Raw genomic sequence first — 20,594 nt, 5'->3', positions numbered from 1 at the left:
AGCCTACAAGGCATGCAGGACGTCGAGGAGTTCCGGGCCGAGGTCCGAGAGTGGCTCGCCGACAATCTCGTCGGGGACTTCGCCAAGCTCAGGGGGCTCGGCGGCCCCGGGCGCGAGCACGAGGCCTTCGAGGAGCGGCGGGCGTGGAACCAGCACCTCGCCGCGGCGGGGCTGACCTGCCTGGGCTGGCCGGTCGAGCACGGCGGCCGCGGATTGCCGACGGCGCACCGGGTGGCGTTCTACGAGGAGTACGCGCGCGCCGACGCGCCGGTGAAGGTCAACCATTTCGGCGAGGAACTGGTGGGACCGACCCTGATCGCGTTCGGGACCCCGGAGCAGCAACAGCGCTTCCTGCCGCGCATCCTCGACGTCACCGAGTTGTGGTGCCAGGGGTATTCGGAGCCCGGCGCCGGCAGCGACCTGGCGAACGTGTCGACCACCGCCGAGCTCGTCGGAGACGGATGGGTGATCAACGGCCAGAAGGTTTGGACGTCGCTGGCCCACTTGTCGCAGTGGTGCTTTGTGGTGGCACGCACCGAGAAGGGCTCCAAGCGGCATGCCGGCCTCTCGTATCTCCTGGTGCCGCTCGACCAGCCGGGTGTCCAGGTTCGCCCCATCGTCCAGATCACCGGCACGTCGGAGTTCAACGAGGTGTTCTTCGACGACGCCCGCACCGAGGCGGGCATGGTCGTCGGGCAGCCGGGTGACGGTTGGCGCGTCGCGATGGGAACGCTGACGTTCGAGCGCGGCGTCTCCACGCTGGGACAGCAGATCGTCTACGCGCGAGAGCTTTCCAACCTGGCCGAGCTGGCGCGGCGCACCGGGGCCGCCGACGACCCGATCATCCGGCAGCGGCTGACCAGGGCCTGGACTGGCCTGCGGGCGATGCGTTCGTATGCGTTGGCGACCATGGACGTCGAGCAGCCCGGCCAGGACAGCGTGTCGAAGTTGTTGTGGGCCAACTGGCATCGCGATCTCGGTGAGTTGGCGATGGACGTGATCGGCAGGCCCTCGATGACGCTGTCCGAGGGTGAACTCGACGACTGGCAGCGGCTGTTCCTGTTCACCCGCGCCGACACCATCTACGGCGGCTCCAACGAGATTCAGCGCAACATCATCGCCGAGCGGGTGCTCGGCCTGCCCCGAGAGGTTAAAGCATGAGTTTGTCCGTCGCGCCGAAAGAGGTTGATGGACACGGCCTTCTGCAAGGCAAGGTGGTGATCGTCACCGCCGCCGCGGGCACCGGCATCGGTTCGGCCACCGCCCGGCGTGCCCTCGCCGAGGGCGCCGACGTGCTGATCTCCGACCACCACGAGCGGCGGCTGGGCGAGACGGCCGATCAGCTGTCGGCGCTGGGGCTGGGCCGAGTCGAAAAGGCGCTGTGCGACGTGACGTCCACCGCCCAGGTCGACGCCCTCATCGATTCCGCCACAGCGCGTTTGGGCCGCATCGACGTCCTGGTCAACAACGCCGGCCTGGGAGGCCAGACCCCGGTGGCCGACATGACCGACGACGAGTGGGACCGCGTCCTCGACGTCACCCTTACGTCGGTGTTCCGCGCCACCCGCGCGGCCCTGCGCTACTTTCGCGAAGCATCGCACGGTGGCGTCATCGTCAACAACGCGAGCGTGCTGGGCTGGCGCGCACAGCACTCGCAGGCGCACTACGCCGCGGCCAAGGCCGGCGTCATGGCGTTGACCCGTTGCAGCGCAATAGAGGCCGCGGAGTACGGCGTCCGAATCAACGCCGTGTCGCCGAGCATCGCCCGGCACAAGTTCCTGGACAAGACCACGTCGTCGGAGCTGCTCGACGAGCTGTCGGCCCGCGAGGCATTCGGCCGCGCCGCCGAGCCCTGGGAAATCGCGTCCACCATCGCGTTTTTGGCCAGCGACTACTCGAGTTACCTTACCGGAGAGGTGATTTCGGTCTCCAACCAGCACCCGTGAGGCTATAGGTTCCTCAACAGCTGGACGATGCTGAAGAAGCCGGCCAACCCGGTGCCTGCGTTTAACAGGCCCGAGTCGTCGCCGCTCAGGACACCGCTCGGGTTTCCTTGAAATGGACCCGTGATGCCAGTGTTGAGCAAGCCCGAGATGTTGCCGTTCAGAAGTGAACCGCCGCTGGCGCTATTGAAGAACCCGGAGATTCTGGTCGCCCCGGGACCGGTGGCCGTGTTGTTGAAGCCCGAGATATTGATGCCGGTGTTATTGAAGCCGGAACTCGTAGCGCCGCTGTTGGTGTTGATCCCAAAGCCGTTGTTGTCGTTCCCTGAATTCCAGAAGCCCGTGTTCACGCTGCCCGAGTTCCCGTCGAACGTGTTCACGTTGCCCGAGTTCTCGTTGCCGGTGTTGAAGGAGCCCGCGTTGCCGTAGCCGGTGTTCCCCGAGCCCGCGTCCCCGAAGCCCGTGTTCAGCGAGCCCCCGTTGCCGAATCCGAAGTTGCCGAGCCCGGAGTTTCCGAAGCCGATGTTGCCGAAGCCGGTGTTGCCGATGCCAAAGCTTTGGAGCTTACCCAGGTCAGCAGTAAAAAGGTTGGCGCCTGAACTGAAGATCCCGACATTGCCGTCGCCCGAGTTGAAGAAGCCGATGTTGCCAGTACCGGAGTTCCCGAAGCCGATATTGCCGGTGCCCGAGTTCAGACCGTTGAAAACGAACTGACGGGTGTTCGAGTCGAAATACGCCCCGCCGATACCGACCAACTTGTCTCCGGTGAGACCAAAGCCGACGTTGCCGTTGCCGGTGTTACCGGCCCCCACGTTTTCGACGCCCGTGTTTCCGATGCCGAAGTTGCCGTTCCCGAAGTTACCTATCCCGAAGTTTGCGCCCGGGTTGGTACTCGTCAAGGGATTGCCCCTGTTGCCGAGACCGATGTTGTCGTTGCCGACGTTCCCGAAGCCGAAGTTGCGGGCGCCCCTGTTTCCGCTTCCGATGTTGCCGTTGCCGGCATTCCCGCCGCCGAAGTTGCCGTTGCCTGTGTTGCCGTTGCCGATGTTGCTACTGCCGTTGTTGCCATTGCCGATATTGCCGGTCGTACCTGCCTTGTTGCCGATCCCCAGGTTGGGCAGGCCCGCAAGGATGTCTTGCAGGCCGGCGGCGGGGGTCAACCCGGCGGCCGCGGCCGAGGCGCCCGAGTAGTAGCCAGACATCGCCGCGACGTCTTGGGCCCACATGGCCTCGTAGTCGGCCTCGATCTCGGCGATGGCCGGGGCATTGAGTCCGAACCAGTTCGACATCACCGCCTGCACCAGCGAGTTGCGGTTGAGGTCGACCCACAGGGGATGCACGGTGGCTGCCAGCGCGCCTTCGAACGCACTGGCCACCGCGCGGGCTTGCCCGGCCGCGCCCGCCGCCTGGGCGGCGGCCTGGTTGAGCCAGCCGGCGTAGGGGGTGGCCGCGGCGGCCATCGCTTGGGAGGCCGGGCCCTGCCAGGCCTGGCCGACCAGCCCGGAGGTGACCGCGCTGAACGACGAAGCAGCCGACCCCAGTTCGGAGGCCAAGCCCTCCCACGCCGCCGCCGCATCCAACATCGGCGCCGAACCCGCGCCGGAATACATCAGCAGCGAATTGATCTCCGGGGGTAGCGCCATGAAACTCATCAGAAACCGTCCTTTTCGGCCTGATTGGATCGGACAAGGAGGGACGGTAAGCCGAGGTAAGTGAAAACGGGCGTTTTTCAACAAATTGGACCGAGTCGATTTCACGCGCTGTCGCCCCGCGGGAAGGGGTGATCGAATGATCAGGAATGTGGCCACCAGCGGAGAGTCAACAAGCAGCCGCCGCTAGCCGAGCAAGCGCTTGGTTGCTACCCTGATCGGGTGGACCGTGCGCCCGGTCCGGCAAACAGCCGGCGAGACGAGCTACTGGAACTCGCCGCCGCGATGTTCGCCGAACGCGGACTGCGCGCCACCACCGTGCGGGACATCGCCGACAGCGCCGGCATCCTCTCCGGCAGCCTCTATCACCATTTCGCCTCCAAGGAGGAGATGGTGGACGAGGTGCTGCGCGGCTTCCTGGACTGGCTGTTCACCCGCTACGGCCAGATCATGGATACGAAGGCCAATCCGCTGGAACGCCTCAAGGGATTGTTCATGGCGTCGTTCGAGGCAATCGAGCACCGGCATTCGCAGGTCGTGATCTATCAAGACGAGGCTCAGCGGCTCTCCACCCAGCCGCGGTTCTCCTACATCGAGGACATGAACCGTCAACAACGCAAGATGTGGGTAGAGGTGATCAATCAGGGCATCGACGAAGGCTTCTTCCGGCCCGACCTCAATGTCGACCTCGTCTACCGTTTCATTCGAGACACCACCTGGGTGTCGGTGCGCTGGTACCAACCCGGCGGACCGCTCACCGCCGAGCAAGTGGGTCAGCAATATCTCGCCATCGTCCTGGGCGGGATCACCAAAGAAGGAGTCTGAATCATGGCCGACGCCTACGTCATCGACGCCGTGCGCACCGCGGTCGGCAAGCGCAATGGCGCACTGGCCGGGGTGCATCCCGTCGACCTGGGCGCGCTCGGGTGGCGCGGACTTCTGGACCGGGTCGACGTGGACCCCGCCGCCGTCGACGATGTGATCGCGGGATGCGTCGACGCGATCGGCGCACAGGCGGGGAACATCGCGCGCCTGTCGTGGCTGGCCGCCGGTTACCCCGAAGAGGTTCCCGGCGTCACCGTCGACCGGCAGTGCGGATCCAGTCAGCAAGCCATCTCCTTTGGCGCCCAGGCGATTATGGCGGGCACGGCCGACCTCATCGTCGCCGGCGGTATGCAGAACATGAGCCAGATCCCGATCTCGTCGGCCATGACCGTCGGTGAACAGTTCGGGTTCACCTCACCGACCAACGAGTCCAAGCAGTGGATGCACCGGTACGGCGATCAGGAAATCTCCCAGTTCCGCGGCTCCGAGCTGATTGCCGAGAAGTGGAACCTGTCGCGCGAAGAAATGGAGCGCTACGCGCTGACCAGCCACGAGCGCGCGTTCGCGGCGATCCGCGGCGGGCACTTCGACAACGAAATCATCACCGTGGAAACGGAATCCGGACCGTTCCGGGTCGACGAGGGCCCGCGCGAGTCGTCGCTGGAGAAGATGGCCGGCTTGAAGACGCTGGTCGAAGGCGGCCGGCTGACCGCGGCGATGGCCAGCCAGATCTCCGACGGCGCCAGCGCGGTGCTGCTGGCGTCCGAACAGGCGGTCAAGGACCACGGATTGACGCCTCGCGCGCGCATCCACCACATCAGCGCGCGCGCCGCCGACCCGGTGTTCATGCTGACCGGTCCGATCCCCGCCACCCGCTACGCGCTGGACAAGGCCGGGCTTTCCATCGACGACATCGACACCGTGGAGATCAACGAGGCATTCGCTCCCGTTGTTCTGGCCTGGCTCAAGGAGATCAAGGCCGACCCGGAGAAGGTGAACCCGAACGGCGGGGCGATCGCGCTCGGTCACCCGCTCGGGGCCACCGGCGCCAAACTGTTCGCCACGATGCTCAACGAGCTCGAACGCACCGGCGGGCGCTACGGCCTGCAGACGATGTGCGAGGGCGGAGGCACCGCCAACGTCACGATCATCGAGCGGCTGTAGACCTTCCTCCCGGCCTCTCCGCCGAGTGTGCATTCCGCGACGGCATGTCGCGTCGCGAAGTGCACAGTGGGCGAGAGCGTCTCAGCGAGTGGCCAAGATCAGCGCGATGCCACCAAGGGCCAGCAACCAACTGGCGAAGCTGCCCACCAAGAAGTATTCGGTCACCGCGTCGATGCCGACCTCGCCGTTGCGCCCTTTCTGAGCGCTGAGTTCCGGAAACCGGATGAGCCCCTTGGCCGCGACCACCGCCCCAGCCGCCCCCACCTGACCACCCAAACCGAGGCTCAGGATCAGCAGGCGCTCCATCGGGCCCAGCAGCCGACCGCCCTTCAGTTTGTCCGAAGGCTGCGGCTGACCCGCGGGCCGCACCGCCCCGACGGCGCCGAGGACCAGGCGAATCAACTGGTTGCCGGTCGCCAGTTGGAGTAGCACCACGCCGACGACCATCAGCAGTCGGGTTGGTGTGACGGCGCCCAACGGCAGGGCCACCCAGTGCACCCAGCGCCAGGCCGCCCCTCCCGCGTGAGAACCCAGCCCGGACAGCATGATCAGCGCTACGAGCGCGACCATCATGACGGCGAGGGGGCTCCGCTGGTGTCGGCCGGTGCGCTCGCTGCGCACGCACAGCACCTCCCACGCGACGGACGCGAGGGCGGCGATCACCAGTGGGGCGATGTCGCGCGCGTGCCACAGCCCGCACAAAGCCGCACAACCCGCCACCACAAGGGGGCAGGCAGCCAATGGCAACCACACGGATCTGAAAAGCCGCCGGCAGACGTCGGCGATACCGGCGGCGATGAGCAGGACGGCGACGGCGCTCATGTGACGCCCCGAAGGTATTGCGAAGCAAGGACAATCAGATCCAAACCGTCGCGGCTTGCCCGTTGGGACACCGCCGAGGCGGTGATTCCCTCCGCCGCGGCGAGGTCCTTCTTGGTTTGCCCGTTCATCAAGCCCCTCAAAATCCGCAATGATCTTTCATCGAGCGATCCAAGCAGATGGTCCCGACAAATCAGGGCCGCGTTGACCGCGGCGACGTCACGGCCGGCGCCTTCGGGTGCCCGAAAGGTGGTTCTTACCAGGGCGAAGCCAGGCTGCCGCTGCACGTCGGCGGTATGGGTGATGGCGTCTCGCGCCGCCCACCAGGCGGGGCCGTCCTGTATCCCGCTGTCAGCGTCGAGAACCGTTGCCTCGCCCCAGCCGATGCCGAAACGCACGTCGATCTCGGGGGACAGGGCCAGGCGCACCGCGAGGGCGGCGTCGATCGCGGCGCCCACGGTGGGGTAACTGCCCTGGAACTCGTCGCCGACGGTGAAGGCGGGGCGGTCGATCGCGCCGTCTGCGACTTCCTGCAGGGCTTGCTTGACCGATCGGTGCAGCGCCGACCGGTCGCGGGCGCGCCGCGATCCCACCACGTCGCCGAGCAGGGCCGCGCGCAGTGAAGCTGTGGACTTCACTTTCTGCATATGAAGACTATAGCTTAATTTCAGGTTAGTTTAGATTACAGCTAAATTTTTCGCCTAGCCCATTGTCAGGATGGCGGCAGCGGCCACGACGATGATGGCGACCAGGGCTCCGAGTATCACCCAGTTCGAGACCACCACGATGTCGTCTTCGCCCACCTGCCAGCGCGGGCGTTCTTCGATCGGTAGAGCCCGGGCCCCGAGGGCCCTTGCGGCCACGGAAATCTCGTGGCGTGCCTCCTCCTGTCGTAACGGCAGTTCGTCTTCGAGATGCGCGGGAGTTGCGATAGTCATGTCACCTCGCTCAGTGCCATCGACGCCAAGTTTGTCATCTCCTCAACGATAGGAAGCGGCCGCAAAAGTACAGCCACGGATGAGGCGATGTTGACTAACGATCGGGGAACGGATCAGTCACATGCGATCCCCATGGGGGCGTTTGGGTCGCGCCTACTCCACCAGCGCCGACGCGGCGCGCAAATGCTCGATCGCGTCGCGCACGATCGACTCAATCAGTTCCGCGCACGAAGGCAGGTCGTCGAGGATTCCGGCCACCTGCCCCGAGGCCAGCACCCCGGCCTCGGTGTTGCCCTCGACCAGGCCGGCCTTCAGCAGCATCGGGGTGTTCGCCGCCATCACCACCTGCGACCAGGTGAGGTCCTTGCCGTGGCGCATCGCCAGGCCGTCGGTGATCATCGACCGCCAGGTCATTTGGGACATCTGCTTGAACTTCGCCGCATTACGGACAGCGGCGGCCAAACCCCTTACTGGCGAGCCGCTTTCGAGTTTCTCGACCAGTCCGGTGCGCAGCACGCGGTGCGGCATGCCATCGACGCGGGTGGTGACCACCGTGCCGTCCAGCGCCGCTTCGAGGTACCGCCGCTTGACCGCGTCCGGAACGGTCGAATCCGACGTCAGGAGGAATCGCGTGCCCATCGCGACGCCGGCGGCGCCGTAGGACAGGGCCGCCGCGAGCCCGCGCCCGTCGAAGAACCCGCCCGCGGCGATCACCGGAATCCCGGTGCCCTTGACGGCGTCCAGGACGGACGGCAGAAGAAGCGTCGTGGCCACGGGCCCGGTGTGGCCGCCGCCCTCGCCGCCCTGGACGATCATCGCGTCGGCGCCCCAGCTCGCGACCTTGCGCGCGTGCTTTGCCGCTCCGATCGACGGAATCACCACCGCCCCGGCGTCTTTCAGCCGCGCGATCAGTTCCTGCTTGGGAGCCAGCGCGAACGACGCCACCTTGACGCCCTCGGCGATCATCAACTCGACGCGGTCGCCGGCGTCGGCGGCGTCGGCGCGGATGTTCACGCCGAACGGCTTGTCGGTGGCGGCCTTCACCTTCTTGATCGCCGTCGCCAGTTCGTCCAGCGTCATCGTGGCAGAGGCCAGGATGCCGAGGCCGCCGGCATTCGCCGTGGCGGACACGAGCCGGGCTCCCGCCACCCAGCCCATCCCGGTCTGCACCACCGGGTGCTCGACACCGACCAACTCGGTCAGCGGCGTGCGTAGTTTCATCAGCGGATTTCCCTGTCGCGCAGTGACTTCGGGTCAATGACCTCGCGGATCAAGCGCAACTCGTCATCGGTCGGCAGCCGGGTTTCGTCAGCCTCGTCGAGGCCATGCACCTCGAACGACGTGTTGTCGCGGACGTCGCCCGGCGACACGCCGGGGTGCAGCGAGACCGCCCGCATGGTGTGGGCGGGGCCGCCGAAGTCGAAGACGCCCAGGTTGGACACCACCCGGTAGGGGTTGGCGAACCGGAAGGCCGGGTTCTTCGGATCGATCTTGTCCCAGCCGATTCCGCAGACGACGTCGACGGCGTCGCAGAACACGCGCTTCGAGTGGTTGCCGACCCAGTAGCTGGTCGCGTGGTTGATGGCGTTCCCGGGTGCGCCACGCAGACCGAACATCTGCCGGGTCGGCCGCTGCAACGGGCCGAACGCGGAGATGTTCTGGTTGCCGAAGCGGTCGACCTGATTGGCGCCCATCACCACATGCCGCCGTCCCCAGGCCAGTGTCTCGAACACCCGGCCAAACGGCATCCAGCCCTCGACCGCGCCCGTCGCACCCAGTGCCGGTGTCTCCGCAAGCAATTGCGCCTCGCCGTCGGTCAGCAGGATGTCGGGGGAGAAGGTCAGGCGGGCCAGTCGCGCGCCCACCGACGCCATGTTGGTCATCGGGCTGACCATGATTTCGCCGGCCTCCCTGAACAACTCGGCGCAGGCGATCGCGCAGACCTCGGCCCGGGTGCTCATTTGGCCGCCTCCTGTGCGAACGCGCGTACGGCCGCCTGATAGTCGTCTTCGCCCCCCGAAAGATAGGTGTCGACGAACTTCTGCCAGCCCTCGTCGGTGGACGCGGCCTCGGCGTAGTGCCGCTGGAACTTTTCGTCGCGGCCGTAATCGGGCGCGGCGGTGGTGAAGTGGGCGCCGCCCGGCGCCTCGACCACCCCGTCGACCATCATCCGGTTGACCAGCAGGGCCTGCGGGGGGACCGCCTTGACCAGTTCCTGGGTCGACACGACCCGCTCCACCGACAGGTAGCGCTTCTCGGCGGCCATCAGGAAGAGGTCGTCGAAGTAGGGGTCGATGCCGGTGTACGCCGCGTTCCCCTGAGTGTCACCGAGATTGAGGTGAACGAAGGCGGCATCGAGGCGCAGCGCCGGCATGGCGAGCAGGGTCTCGTGCCCGCCGCCCGGCGCCTGGTACGGGCTCGTGACCGTCTGCAGTTCGCCCTCCCAGAAGTCGGGCACGGAGCTACCGAGGCCGGCGCGGATGGGCAGGAACGGCAGGCGTTGCGCGGCGGCCTGCAGCCCGCACCGCAGCATGCCCTCGTCCATCTCACGCGCCTCGATCGTGCCGCCGGTGCGCGCCTTCGCGAACCATGGGTCATAGAAGGGCGGGGAGTCCAGGGACACGAATCCGTAGTAGGCGCGCTTGACTTTGCCCGCGGAACACAGCAACCCGAGGTCGGGGCCGCCGTACGTGATCACCGTCAGGTCGGTGACGTCCGTGCGCAGCAGGGCGCGCACGAAGGCCATGGGCTTGCGTCGCGAGCCCCAGCCGCCGATGCCGATTGTCATGCCGCTGCGCACCTCGGCGACGGCATCGTCGAGCGTCGTCCGCTTGTCGGTCACTCGCCCTTACCCTTCGCCGTACCGGCGAACGCGTCGCGGTGCTCGTCGGCCACGCCGGCGAGGTTGAGTTCGAACGTGAAGCCTTGTTCCATGCGGTAACTCGAGTTGACGCGTTGCACGTCGATGAGGTTGAGCGCTTCCTTGGCGGCGCGGATGACGCGGGTGTCCTTGGCGGCGATGTCGCGGGCGACCCGCAGCGCCGCCTCATCCAACTGATCACGCGGCACGACCTCGTGCACGGAACCGAAGTGGTGCAGGGTGGCTGCGTCCACGGTGGCGGCGGTGAAGAACAGCCGCCGCATCATGTGCTGCGGCACCAGGCGGGACAGGTGGGTTGCCGCGCCGAGAGCACCGCGCTCCACCTCCGGCAGTCCGAAGGTCGCGTCGTCCGAGGCCACGATGACGTCCGCATTGCCGACCAGGCCGATACCCCCGCCAACGCAGAACCCGTTCACCGCCGCGATCACCGGCACCGCGCACTCGTAGACCGCACGGAACGCGGCGAAGCAGCCGCGGTTGGCGTCGATCAGCGCGGTGAATCCCTCGGTGCGCTGCATCTCCTTGATGTCCACACCGGCGTTGAAGCCACGCCCCTCGGCGCGCAGGATCACCGCGTGCGTATCGGGATTGGCGCCGGCGGCGGTGATCGCGTCGGCCAGCTCGAACCATCCGCGGGACGGGATGGCGTTGACGGGTGGGTAGTCGACGGTGACCGCGACGATGCCCGGTTCGGTGGTGGTGGTGGTGATGGGCACGGTGCCACTTCCTCGTGGGGGCTGTAACTACCTAAGCAAGCACTTGCTTGGTACGCTAGCACAGTGACTCCCGCCGAAGCAGGCTCGCCCCTTTCGGAAGGCATCAACCTCGGGCTGGCCGGACGGGTGGTTCTGGTCACCGGCGGTGTGCGTGGCGTGGGGGCGGGCATCAGCTCGGTGTTCCACCGGCAGGGCGCGACGGTGATCACCTGCGCGCGACGGGCCGTCGACGGACTTCCCTACGAGTTTCACTCCTGCGACATCCGCGACGACGAGGCCGTCGAGAGCATGATCCAGGAGATCGTCGACCGGCACGGCCGACTGGACGTGGTCGTCAACAACGCCGGGGGTTCGCCCTACGTGCTGACCGCCGAGTCGAGCGCCCGGTTCAACCGCAAGATCATCGAGCTGAACCTCATTGGCGGGCTGTGGGTTTCGCAATACGCGAACGAGAAGATGCAAGACCAGCCGGGCGGCGGGTCGATCGTCAACATCTGCAGCCTGAGCGGTCGACGGCCCTCGCCGGGGACGGCCGCGTACGGCGCCGCCAAGGCGGGCCTGGAGAGCCTCACCCAGACGCTCGCCGTCGAGTGGGGGCCGAAGGTGCGGGTGAACGCGTGCGTGGTCGGGATGGTCGAGACCGAGCAGTCCGAGCTGTTCTACGGTGACGCCGAGTCGATCGCCGCGATCTCGAAGAACGTGCCGCTCGGCCGGCTGGCCCGGCCCGACGACGTCGGTTGGGCCGCAGCATTTTTGGCTTCCGACGCGGCGTCCTACATCAGCGGAGCTGCACTGGAGGTGCACGGCGGCGGGGAGCCGCCGCACTATCTGGCGACCACCAACGCGAGCGCGATCAAGTAGAAGGAGACAACGACTATGGGAGTGGTTGACGGCCGCGTCGTCATCGTCACCGGAGCCGGGGGCGGTATCGGCCGCGAGCACGCGCTGGCCTTCGCGGCCGAGGGTGCGCGGGTGGTGGTCAACGACATCGGTGTGGGCCTCGACGGATCGCCGGCCGGCGGCGGCAGCGCCGCCCAGAGCGTGGTCGACGAGATCACCTCGGCGGGAGGGGAAGCCGTGGCCAACGGCTCCAACGTCGCGGACTGGGATCAGGCCGCCGCCCTCATCCAGGCGGCGGTCGACACCTTCGGCGGCCTCGACGTCCTGGTGAACAACGCCGGCATCGTTCGGGACCGGATGATCGCCAACACCAGCGAAGACGAGTTCGACGCCGTGATCGCCGTCCACCTCAAGGGTCATTTCGCGACGATGCGGCACGCCGCCTCCTATTGGCGCGGCCTGTCCAAAGCGGGCAAAGGCGTTGACGCGCGCATCATCAACACGAGCTCGGGTGCGGGGCTGCAGGGCAGCGTCGGGCAGGGGAACTACAGCGCGGCGAAGGCCGGCATCGCGGCCCTCACCCTCGTCGGCGCGGCCGAGATGGGCCGCTACGGTGTCACCGTCAACGCGATCGCGCCGTCCGCCCGCACCCGCATGACCGAAACCGTCTTCGCCGAGATGATGGCCACACAGGACCAGGATTTCGACGCGATGGCACCCGAGAACATTGCGCCGCTTGTGGTTTGGCTGGGCAGCGCGGAGTCCCGCGACGTCACCGGGAAGGTGTTCGAGGTCGAGGGGGGCAAGATCACCGTCGCCGAGGGGTGGGCGCACGGCCCGCAGATCGACAAGGGCGCGAAGTGGGATCCTGCCGAGCTCGGGCCCGTTGTCGCCGACCTGCTGGCCAAGGCGCGAACGCCGGTGCCGGTCTACGGGACGTAGCGCGCGCCGAGCGCGCCGAACGTGCACTCACGGCGAGATTTTCGCCGATTTTACGCAGTGATTACACGCTCGGCGAGGCCCCTCAGGGCTCGCAGATGACGACAGGAATCACCCGTTCGGTCCAGGACTGGTAGTCGTCGAAATTCGGGTACATGGCAACGAGCTTGGGCCAATAGTGTTCGCGCTCTTCGGGTGTGGCGTCCCGTGCCCGCAGCTGCAGCACCTCGTCCTTGATCTGGACCGACACCTTCGGGTCGGCCTTGAGGTTGAGGTACCACAGCGGGTGTTTGTCCCGGCCGCCCTGCGAGGCGACCAGGATGACGCGGTCGCCGTCGCGCAGGTACAGCAGCGGACTGACCCGCGGTTGACCCGTCTTGCGGCCCGTTGTGGTCAGCAGAGCGACCGGACTCTTCTGGAACACGCCGCCGAGCTTGCCGTTGCTGCGCTTGTAGATCCACGCGTTGCCGCGCGACATCCACTTGATGATGAAGCCGACGACAGGGGAGTTCAGATTGCGCGGTTTTTCCACACTTGACCTAGATGCGCTCGATGATGGTGCCGGTGGACAGCGCACCGCCCGCGCACATCGTGATCAGGGCGGTGGTCTGGTCGGTGCGCTCGAGTTCGTGCAGCGCGGTGGTGATGAGGCGGCTGCCCGTCGACCCAACCGGGTGGCCCAGCGCGATCGCTCCGCCATTGACGTTGACCTTGGCCATGTCGGGCTCGTGGACGCGCGCCCACGACAGCACCACCGACGCGAACGCCTCGTTGATCTCCGTGATGTCGATGTCGCCCATCTTCATCCCGGCCTTCTCCAGCACCTTGGCCGTGGACTGGACCGGGCCGTCCAGGTGGTAGTAGGGCTCCGCCCCGACCAGTGCCTGACTGATGATGCGGGCACGCGGCCGCAGCCCCAGCGCCTTGGCCTTGTCCTCGTCCATCCACAGCACGGCCGCCGCGCCGTCGGAGATCTGCGACGACGTGCCCGCCGTGTGAATCCCGCCCTCGATGACCGGCTTCAGCGCGGACAGGCCCGAGAGCGTGGTGTCGCGCAAGCCCTGGTCGCGGGAGATCGTGACGCGCTCCGAGGTCGGCTGCTTGTTCTCGTCCAGCGCGGGCGCCTCGATCGGCGAGATCTCGCGGTCGAAGCGGCCTTCGTCCCAGGCCTGCTTGGCCTTGGCCTGAGACTGGTAGCCGAACTCGTCGATGTCTTCGCGGGTGATGCCGCGCCGCTTGGCGATGCGCTCAGCGGCGGTGAACTGGTCGGGCAGGTCGATGTCCCAGGACGCGGGTCGCAGGATGCTGCGATCCGGGCCGGCGTTGGCGCCGAGTCCGACACGGCTCATGGCCTCGATTCCGCAGGCGATGCCGATGTCGATCGCGCCGGCGGCGATGAGCCCGGCGACCAGGCCGTTGGCCTGCTGACCGCTGCCGCACTGGCAGTCGACGGTCATGGCTCCGACGTGCTCCGGCAGACCGGCGACCAGCCAACTCACCCGGGTGATGTTGTTGGACTGCTCGCCGAACTGCGTGACGCAGCCGCCGACAACCTGCTCGACGTCTCCGGCGTCGATGCCGGCCTTCTCGACGAGGGCCTTTTGCACCGCGCCGAGCAGCTCGGTGGCGTGCAGCCCTGACAGCCATCCGTTGCGCTTGCCGATGGGGCTGCGGGTGGCTTCAACGATTACCGGGTTACCCATGGGGCCAGGCTAGAACACGTTTCATTACTATGACAAGCGACGATGCTTCACCGCCTTTTGTCTGCGGTGAAGGCATGTTTTACTGGCACAAGAGCATCACTAGGACAGCTAGTGTCTGTAGAGCGCAAGTCGCCGAGGACTTGAGTACCGCAGTAAGGAGAAATTAGCGTGCCCAGCCCCCATCTTCCGCCCGGGTTCGACTTCCTCGATCCCGATGTCAACGTCAAGGGACTGCCGGTCGCGGAGCTGGCCGAAGTGCGCAAATCCCAGCCGATCTACTGGCTCGACGTCCCCGGCGGCACGGGCGGCTTCGGGGACAGGGGCTATTGGGTCATCACCAAGCACAAGGACGTCAAGGAGATCTCGCGGCGCAGCGACGTCTTCTCGAGCCAGCAGGATTGCGCCATCCCGGTCTGGCCGCAGACGATGACGCGCGACCAGATCGACATGCAGCGCCACGTCATGCTCAACATGGACGCCCCGCACCACACCCGGTTGCGCAAGATCATCTCCCGCGGTTTCACGCCGCGCGCCATCGGCCGGCTGCGCGACGAGTTGGACGCCCGCGCGCAGAACATTGCCAAGACGGCGGCGTCGGCCGGCTCCGGTGACTTCGTCGAACAGGTCTCGTGCGAGCTGCCGTTGCAGGCCATCGCCGGCCTCTTGGGGGTCCCGCAGGAGGACCGCGACAAGCTGTTCCGCTGGTCCAACGAGATGACCGGCAACGAGGACCCCGAGTACGCGCACATCGACCCGGCGATGTCGTCGGCGGAGCTCATCATGTACGCGATGAAGATGGCCGAAGACCGGGCCAAGAACCCCGGCGAGGACATCGTCACCAAGCTGATCGAGGCGGACATCGAGGGCGAGAAGCTCTCGGACGACGAGTTCGGGATGTTCGTGGTGATGCTCGCCGTCGCCGGCAACGAGACCACCCGAAACTCCATCACCCACGGCATGATCGCCTTCTCGGAAAACCCCGACCAGTGGGAGCTTTTCAAGAAGGAGCGGCCCGAGACCGCGGCCGACGAGATCGTCCGCTGGGCGACCCCGGTCACCGCGTTCCAGCGCACGGCGCTCGAGGACTACGAGCTGTCCGGCGTCCAGATCAAGAAGGGCCAGCGGGTGGTGATGTTCTACCGGTCGGCCAACTTCGACGAAGAGGTGTTCGACGACCCGTTCACCTTCAACATCATGCGAAACCCCAATCCGCACGTCGGATTCGGTGGTACGGGCGCGCACTACTGCATCGGCTCCAACTTGGCCAAGATGACGATCGACCTCATCTTCAACGCGGTGGCCGACCACATCCCGGACCTGAAGCCGATCTCGAAGCCGGAGCGGCTGCGGTCCGGCTGGCTCAACGGCATCAAGCACTGGCAGGTCGATTACACCGGTCAGTGCCCGGTGGCGCACTGACCATGGACTTCGATCTCACTGCAACGCAGCAGGCCGTCGCCGACGTGGTGACATCGGTTCTCGACCGGGAGCTGTCCTGGGAGGCGTTGGCGAGCGGCGGCGTGACGGCGCTGCCGGTGCCGGAACGCCTCGGCGGCGACGGGGTGGGCCTGCCCGAGATCGCAACGGTGCTCACCGAAGCGGGTCGCCGCGGCGCCATCACGCCGGCGCTGGCGACCCTCGGCTTAGGTGTGGTGCCCCTGCTCGACCTCGCATCCGAGGAACAGCAGGACCGCTTCCTGGCCGGCGTCGCCAAGGGCGGGGTGCTGACCGCCGCCCTCAACGAACCGGGCGCGGCGCTGCCCGACAGGCCGGCCACCACGCTCGCCGGCGGGACGCTGTCGGGCACCAAGATCGCCGTCGGGTATGCGGCACAGGCGGATTGGCTGGTCGTCACCGCCGACAGTGGTGTCGTCGTCGTATCGCCCAAGGCCGAAGGGGTGCGGCTGGTGCAGACTCCTTCGTCGAGCGGTGCCGACGAGTACACCGTCACGTTCGACGGCGTGGCGGTGCCTGACTCGGACGTCCTGGCGGGCGCCAGCGTGCACCGCGTCAACCAGCTCGCCGTGGCGATGATCGGCGCGTACGCGGACGGCCTGGTGGCCGGGGCGCTCCGGCTGACCGCCGACTACGTGGCCAACCGCAAGCAGTTCGGCAAGCCGCTGTCGACGTTCCAGACCGTCGCAGCCCAGCTGTCCGAGGTCTACATCGCCTCGCGCACCATCGATCTGGCCGCGAAGTCGGTCGTCTGGCGGCTGTCGGAGGGGCGCGACGCGGACGCCGATCTCGACGTGATCGGGTACTGGATCACTTCCCAGGCGCCGCCGGCGATGCAGACGTGCCACCATCTCCATGGCGGCATGGGCATGGACATCACCTATCCGATGCACCGGTACTACTCGACGATCAAGGACCTGACCCGCCTGCTGGGCGGGCCATCTCATCGCCTGGAATTGGTGGGAGCGCAATGTTCATCGACCTGACCCCCGAACAGCGACAGCTGCAAGCCGACATCCGGCAGTACTTCTCCAACCTCATCTCGTCCGACGAGATGAAGGAGATGGAGAAGGACCGCCACGGCGCCGCGTACCGCGCGGTGATCCGGCGCATGGGTAAGGACAACATGCTCGGCGTCGGGTGGCCGAAGGAGTTCGGGGGCCAGGGATTCGGGCCGATCGAGCAGCAGATCTTCGTCAACGAGGCGCATCGGGCCGACGTGCCACTGCCCGCGGTCACGCTCCAGACGGTGGGGCCGACCCTGCAGGTGTTCGGCACCGAGATGCAGAAGAAGAAGTTCCTGCCGGCCATCCTCGCCGGCGAGGTCCACTTCGCGATCGGCTACAGCGAACCCGAGGCGGGAACCGACCTGGCGTCGCTGCGGACCAGCGCCGTCCGCCAGGGTGACGAGTACATCGTCAACGGGCAGAAGATGTGGACCACCGGCGGCCACGATGCCGACTACGTCTGGCTGGCCTGCCGCACCGACCCGGATGCCGTGAAGCACAAGGGCATTTCGATCCTGATCGTCGACACCAAGGACCCGGGCTACTCCTGGACGCCGGTCATTCTGTCCGACGGCGCCCATCACACCAACGCCACGTACTACAACGACGTGCGGGTGCCCGCCGACATGCTGGTCGGCGAGGAGAACGGCGGTTGGCGGCTGATCACCACGCAGCTCAACAACGAGCGGGTCATGCTGGGCCCGGCCGGACGGGTCGCCGGTATCTACGACCGCGTGCACGCGTGGGCGTCGAAGCCGGGCGGTGACGGGGTGTCGCCGATCGATCATCAGGACGTCAAGCGGGCACTGGGCGAGATCTACGCGATGTGGCGGATCAACGAGTTGCTCAACTGGCAGGTCGCCGCCTCCGGCGAGGACATCAACGTGGCCGACGCCGCATCCACGAAAGTGTTTGGCACGGAGCGCATCCAGTACATCGGCCGGCTCGCCGAGGAGATCGTCTTCAAGTACGGCAACCCCGCCGACCCGGACACGGCCGAGCTGATCGACTGGCTCGACTCGCAGACCAAGCGCAACCTGGTGATCACCTTCGGTGGAGGCGTCAACGAAGTCATGCGCGAGATGATCGCGGCCTCGGGCCTCAAGGTGCCGAGGGTGCCCCGGTGAGCGACATCCAGGAGTTGGTTGCCCAGATCAAGGCGGCCGGCAGCAGCAAACCGCGCGACGCCCGGGATCCGGTGAACCAGCCGATCATCAACAACTGGGTCGAGGCCCTCGGCGACCGCAACCCCATCTACGTCGACGACGTCGCGGCCCGCGCCGCCGGCCATCCCGGGATCGTGGCCCCTCCCGCCATGATTCAGGTCTGGACCATGTTCGGGCTGGGTGGGGAACGGCCCAAGGACGATCCGCTGGGTCCCATCATGCAGCTGTTCGACGACGCCGGGTACATCGGCGTCGTCGCGACCAACTGCGAACAGACCTACCACCGCTACCTGCGGCCCGGCGAGCAGGTGAGCATCACGTCCGAGATGGGGGACGTGATCGGGCCCAAGCAGACCGCGCTCGGCGAGGGCTATTTCGTCAACCAGCACATCATCTGGCGCGTCGGCGACGAAGACGTGGCCGAGATGAATTGGCGCATCCTCAAGTTCAAGCCCGGCGCGGCCGCGTCGCCGATCCCCGAGGACCTCGACCCGGACGCGCTGATGCGGCCGTCGTCGTCGCGGGACACCGCCTTCTTCTGGGAAGGCGTCAAGGCGCACGAGCTGCGGATCCAGCGCCGACCGGACGGCAGCCTGCAGCACCCACCTGTGCCGGCGGTGTGGCAGGACAAGGCCGACCCGATCGACTACGTGGTGGCCAGCGGCCGCGGCGAGGTGTTCAGCTTCGTCGTGCACCATGCGCCGAAGGTGCCCGGGCGCACGCTGCCGTTCGTCATCGCCCTGGTGGAACTCGAGGAGGGTGTCCGGATGCTGGGCGAGTTGCGGGGTGTCGACCCCGCACAGGTGCGGATCGGAATGCCCGTGCAAGCAACGTATCTGGACTTTCCGGACTGGACTCTTTACGCGTGGGAGCCGCAGGCATGAGCGCACCCGTCGTTGAAGTGGGCACCACGCTGCCCGAGCTCAAGCTCTATGGCGACCCGACGTTCATCATCTCGACGGCCATCGCCACCCGTGACTTCCAGGACGTCCATCACGACCGGGATAAGGCGCAGGCCAAGGGGTCGAAGGACATCTTCGTCAACATCCTTACCGACACCGGGTTGGTGCAGCGATACGTCACCGACTGGGCCGGGCCGTCGGCTTTGATCAAGTCGATCGGGCTGCGGCTCGGGGTGCCGTGGTACGCGTACGACACGGTGACCTTCTCCGGCGAGGTGACGGCCGTCGAGGACGGCCTGATCACCGTGAAGGTGTTCGGGCGCAACAGCCTTGGCGATCACGTCATCGCGACGGTGACGCTGACGATGGGGGGCGCGTAGATGTTGTCGGGCAAGGCCGCGATCGTCGGCATCGGCGCCACCGACTTCTCCAAGAACTCCGGCCGCAGCGAGCTGCGGCTGGCGGCCGAGGCCGTGCTCGACGCGCTCGACGACGCCGGCCTTTCGCCGTCGGATGTCGACGGGCTGACCACCTTCACCATGGACAGCAACACCGAGACCGCCGTGGCGCGGGCGGTGGGCATGGGAGACCTGAAGTTCTTCTCCAAGATCCACTACGGCGGCGGGGCCGCATGCGCCACGATCCAGCAGGCGGCGATGGCCGTCGCGACCGGGGTGGCCGACGTCGTCGTGGCGTATCGGGCGTTCAACGAACGCTCCGGCATGCGGTTCGGCCAGGTGCAGACCCGATTGGTGGGAGACGCTGCGGTGGAAGCCGATTCGACGGCCGCCGACAACTCCTTCTCGTATCCGCACGGGTTGTCGACGCCCGCGGCGCAGGTCGCGATGATCGCCCAGCGCTACATGCACATGTCCGGCGCGACGAGCCGCGACTTCGGCGTGATCTCGGTGGCCGACCGCAAGCACGCGGCCAAGAACCCGAAGGCGTACTTCTACGAGAAGCCGATAACCATTGAGGATCACCAGAACTCGCGCTGGATCGCCGAGCCGCTGCGGTTGCTGGACTGCTGCCAGGAGACGGACGGGGCGGTGGCGATCGTCGTGACGTCCGTCGAGCGTGCGAAGGACCTCAAGCAGCGACCCGCGGTGATCGAGGCGGCGTCGCAGGGATCGAGCCCCGACCAGTACACGATGGTCAGCTACTACCGGCCCGAACTGGGCCTGCCCGAAATGGGCGTGGTCGGTCGGCAGCTTTGGCAGCAGTCGGGCTTGTCGCCGTCCGACATCCAGACCGCCATCCTCTACGACCACTTCACGCCGTTCACCCTGATTCAGTTGGAGGAGTTGGGGTTCTGCGGTAAGGGCGAGGCGAAGGACTTCATCGCCGACGGTGCGATCGAGGTGGGCGGGCGGCTGCCCATCAACACCCACGGCGGCCAGCTCGGCGAGGCGTACATCCACGGGATGAATGGCATCGCCGAGGGCGTGCGCCAACTGCGCGGCACGTCGGTGAATCCCGTGCCCGACGTCGAGCACGTGCTCGTCACCGCGGGGACAGGTGTGCCGACCTCGGGCCTGATCCTGGGCTGAGGGTTCTCTCGGCGCCGAGCGTCACGCCAGCGTGGCCGCCGGCGCCGAGCGTCACACTGGCGTGACGCTGTGGACCGTTGGCGAGTGGTGAAGTGAC

22 protein-coding genes are annotated in these 20,594 nt (G+C 66.9%); 12 read left to right on the top strand and 10 right to left on the bottom strand.

Annotated elements, in window-relative coordinates:
- Positions 1 to 12: 12 nt before the first annotated feature.
- Positions 13 to 1,161, top strand: coding sequence for an acyl-CoA dehydrogenase IpdE1 (gene ipdE1, locus GPY60_RS12390; RefSeq protein WP_156687968.1), 1,149 nt, complete (start codon positions 13 to 15; stop codon positions 1,159 to 1,161).
- The gene (gene ipdF / locus GPY60_RS12385; RefSeq protein WP_156687967.1) at positions 1,158 to 1,946 is read left to right on the top strand and encodes a (5R,7aS)-5-hydroxy-7a-methyl-1-oxo-2,3,5,6,7,7a-hexahydro-1H-indene-carboxyl-CoA reductase; all 789 of its coding nucleotides are present in this window, start codon (positions 1,158 to 1,160) and stop codon (positions 1,944 to 1,946) included. The genes ipdE1 and ipdF overlap by 4 nt, the downstream gene beginning before the upstream one ends.
- Before the next feature lie 2 nt (positions 1,947 to 1,948).
- On the opposite strand, the gene GPY60_RS12380 is transcribed toward ipdF, so the two are convergent.
- Entirely contained in the window at positions 1,949 to 3,598 is a 1,650-nt protein-coding gene (locus GPY60_RS12380) for a PPE domain-containing protein (RefSeq protein WP_444850856.1), read from the bottom strand.
- A 216-nt stretch (positions 3,599 to 3,814) separates the two neighbouring features.
- On the opposite strand from GPY60_RS12380, the gene kstR2 reads away from it, so the two are divergent.
- Positions 3,815 to 4,417, top strand: a complete 603-nt coding sequence (gene kstR2 / locus GPY60_RS12375; RefSeq protein WP_156687966.1) for a TetR family transcriptional regulator KstR2 — start codon at positions 3,815 to 3,817, stop codon at positions 4,415 to 4,417.
- A 3-nt stretch (positions 4,418 to 4,420) separates the two neighbouring features.
- Complete coding sequence (gene fadA6 / locus GPY60_RS12370) at positions 4,421 to 5,581, top strand: steroid 3-ketoacyl-CoA thiolase FadA6 (protein WP_156687965.1); 1,161 nt, start codon at positions 4,421 to 4,423, stop codon at positions 5,579 to 5,581.
- An 81-nt stretch (positions 5,582 to 5,662) separates the two neighbouring features.
- Here the strand turns inward: fadA6 and GPY60_RS12365 are convergent, their stop codons facing one another.
- The 7 genes from GPY60_RS12365 to echA20 all read right to left on the bottom strand — a co-directional run bounded on the left by GPY60_RS12365 (position 5,663) and on the right by echA20 (position 10,935).
- Positions 5,663 to 6,403, bottom strand: a complete 741-nt coding sequence (locus tag GPY60_RS12365) for a hypothetical protein (protein ID WP_156687964.1) — start codon at positions 6,401 to 6,403, stop codon at positions 5,663 to 5,665.
- On the bottom strand, positions 6,400 to 7,047 hold the full coding sequence (locus GPY60_RS12360; RefSeq protein WP_156687963.1) for a SatD family protein: 648 nt from the start codon (positions 7,045 to 7,047) through the stop codon (positions 6,400 to 6,402). Before GPY60_RS12360 ends, GPY60_RS12365 begins: the two co-directional genes overlap by 4 nt.
- A gap of 54 nt (positions 7,048 to 7,101) precedes the next feature.
- The gene (locus GPY60_RS12355; protein ID WP_156687962.1) at positions 7,102 to 7,338 is read right to left on the bottom strand and encodes a hypothetical protein; all 237 of its coding nucleotides are present in this window, start codon (positions 7,336 to 7,338) and stop codon (positions 7,102 to 7,104) included.
- Positions 7,339 to 7,491: 153 nt separating this feature from the next.
- The gene (gene ipdC / locus GPY60_RS12350; protein WP_156687961.1) at positions 7,492 to 8,559 is read right to left on the bottom strand and encodes a (3aS,4S,5R,7aS)-5-hydroxy-7a-methyl-1-oxo-octahydro-1H-indene-4-carboxyl-CoA dehydrogenase; all 1,068 of its coding nucleotides are present in this window, start codon (positions 8,557 to 8,559) and stop codon (positions 7,492 to 7,494) included.
- Positions 8,559 to 9,299: a cholesterol ring-cleaving hydrolase subunit IpdB gene (gene ipdB, locus GPY60_RS12345; protein ID WP_156687960.1), complete on the bottom strand. Its 741-nt coding sequence runs from the start codon at positions 9,297 to 9,299 to the stop codon at positions 8,559 to 8,561. Before ipdB ends, ipdC begins: the two co-directional genes overlap by 1 nt.
- Positions 9,296 to 10,180 (bottom strand): cholesterol ring-cleaving hydrolase subunit IpdA, encoded by an 885-nt coding sequence (gene ipdA / locus GPY60_RS12340; RefSeq protein ID WP_156687959.1) that lies wholly within the window; start codon positions 10,178 to 10,180, stop codon positions 9,296 to 9,298. The genes ipdB and ipdA overlap by 4 nt, the downstream gene beginning before the upstream one ends.
- Entirely contained in the window at positions 10,177 to 10,935 is a 759-nt protein-coding gene (gene echA20 / locus GPY60_RS12335) for a (7aS)-7a-methyl-1,5-dioxo-2,3,5,6,7,7a-hexahydro-1H-indene-carboxyl-CoA hydrolase (RefSeq protein ID WP_156687958.1), read from the bottom strand. Before echA20 ends, ipdA begins: the two co-directional genes overlap by 4 nt.
- A 63-nt stretch (positions 10,936 to 10,998) precedes the next feature.
- Between echA20 and GPY60_RS12330 the strand changes: the two genes are divergently transcribed.
- Both GPY60_RS12330 and GPY60_RS12325 read left to right on the top strand, forming a co-directional pair.
- A complete protein-coding gene (locus GPY60_RS12330) occupies positions 10,999 to 11,796 on the top strand; it encodes an SDR family oxidoreductase (protein ID WP_156687957.1) in 798 nt (265 codons plus the stop codon).
- A gap of 15 nt (positions 11,797 to 11,811) precedes the next feature.
- A complete protein-coding gene (locus GPY60_RS12325) occupies positions 11,812 to 12,717 on the top strand; it encodes an SDR family oxidoreductase (RefSeq protein ID WP_156687956.1) in 906 nt (301 codons plus the stop codon).
- Positions 12,718 to 12,799: 82 nt separating this feature from the next.
- On the opposite strand, the gene GPY60_RS12320 is transcribed toward GPY60_RS12325, so the two are convergent.
- Both GPY60_RS12320 and GPY60_RS12315 read right to left on the bottom strand, forming a co-directional pair.
- On the bottom strand, positions 12,800 to 13,192 hold the full coding sequence (locus GPY60_RS12320) for a nitroreductase family deazaflavin-dependent oxidoreductase (RefSeq protein ID WP_156687955.1): 393 nt from the start codon (positions 13,190 to 13,192) through the stop codon (positions 12,800 to 12,802).
- A 61-nt stretch (positions 13,193 to 13,253) separates the two neighbouring features.
- Entirely contained in the window at positions 13,254 to 14,417 is a 1,164-nt protein-coding gene (locus GPY60_RS12315) for a steroid 3-ketoacyl-CoA thiolase (RefSeq protein ID WP_156687954.1), read from the bottom strand.
- Positions 14,418 to 14,585: 168 nt separating this feature from the next.
- Here GPY60_RS12315 and GPY60_RS12310 point away from each other — a divergent pair, with 168 nt between their 5' ends.
- The 6 genes from GPY60_RS12310 to GPY60_RS12285 are packed head-to-tail and all read left to right on the top strand — an operon-like array spanning position 14,586 to position 20,497.
- Entirely contained in the window at positions 14,586 to 15,836 is a 1,251-nt protein-coding gene (locus tag GPY60_RS12310; RefSeq protein ID WP_156687953.1) for a cytochrome P450, read from the top strand.
- A gap of 2 nt (positions 15,837 to 15,838) precedes the next feature.
- Positions 15,839 to 16,858 (top strand): acyl-CoA dehydrogenase family protein, encoded by a 1,020-nt coding sequence (locus GPY60_RS12305; RefSeq protein WP_156687952.1) that lies wholly within the window; start codon positions 15,839 to 15,841, stop codon positions 16,856 to 16,858.
- Entirely contained in the window at positions 16,843 to 18,006 is a 1,164-nt protein-coding gene (fadE29, locus tag GPY60_RS12300) for an acyl-CoA dehydrogenase FadE29 (RefSeq protein ID WP_156687951.1), read from the top strand. Before GPY60_RS12305 ends, fadE29 begins: the two co-directional genes overlap by 16 nt.
- A complete protein-coding gene (locus tag GPY60_RS12295) occupies positions 18,003 to 18,929 on the top strand; it encodes a bifunctional MaoC family dehydratase N-terminal/OB-fold nucleic acid binding domain-containing protein (RefSeq protein ID WP_156687950.1) in 927 nt (308 codons plus the stop codon). The genes fadE29 and GPY60_RS12295 overlap by 4 nt, the downstream gene beginning before the upstream one ends.
- Positions 18,926 to 19,327 (top strand): MaoC family dehydratase, encoded by a 402-nt coding sequence (locus GPY60_RS12290; protein WP_156687949.1) that lies wholly within the window; start codon positions 18,926 to 18,928, stop codon positions 19,325 to 19,327. Before GPY60_RS12295 ends, GPY60_RS12290 begins: the two co-directional genes overlap by 4 nt.
- A complete protein-coding gene (locus tag GPY60_RS12285; protein WP_156687948.1) occupies positions 19,328 to 20,497 on the top strand; it encodes a lipid-transfer protein in 1,170 nt (389 codons plus the stop codon).
- Positions 20,498 to 20,594: the final 97 nt, after the last annotated feature.

The organism is Mycobacterium sp. Marseille-P9652 (assembly GCF_902652685.1).
In the GTDB taxonomy this organism is placed as follows: Bacteria; Actinomycetota; Actinomycetes; order Mycobacteriales; family Mycobacteriaceae; genus Mycobacterium.
This window is presented reverse-complemented; position numbering and strand designations above follow the sequence as displayed.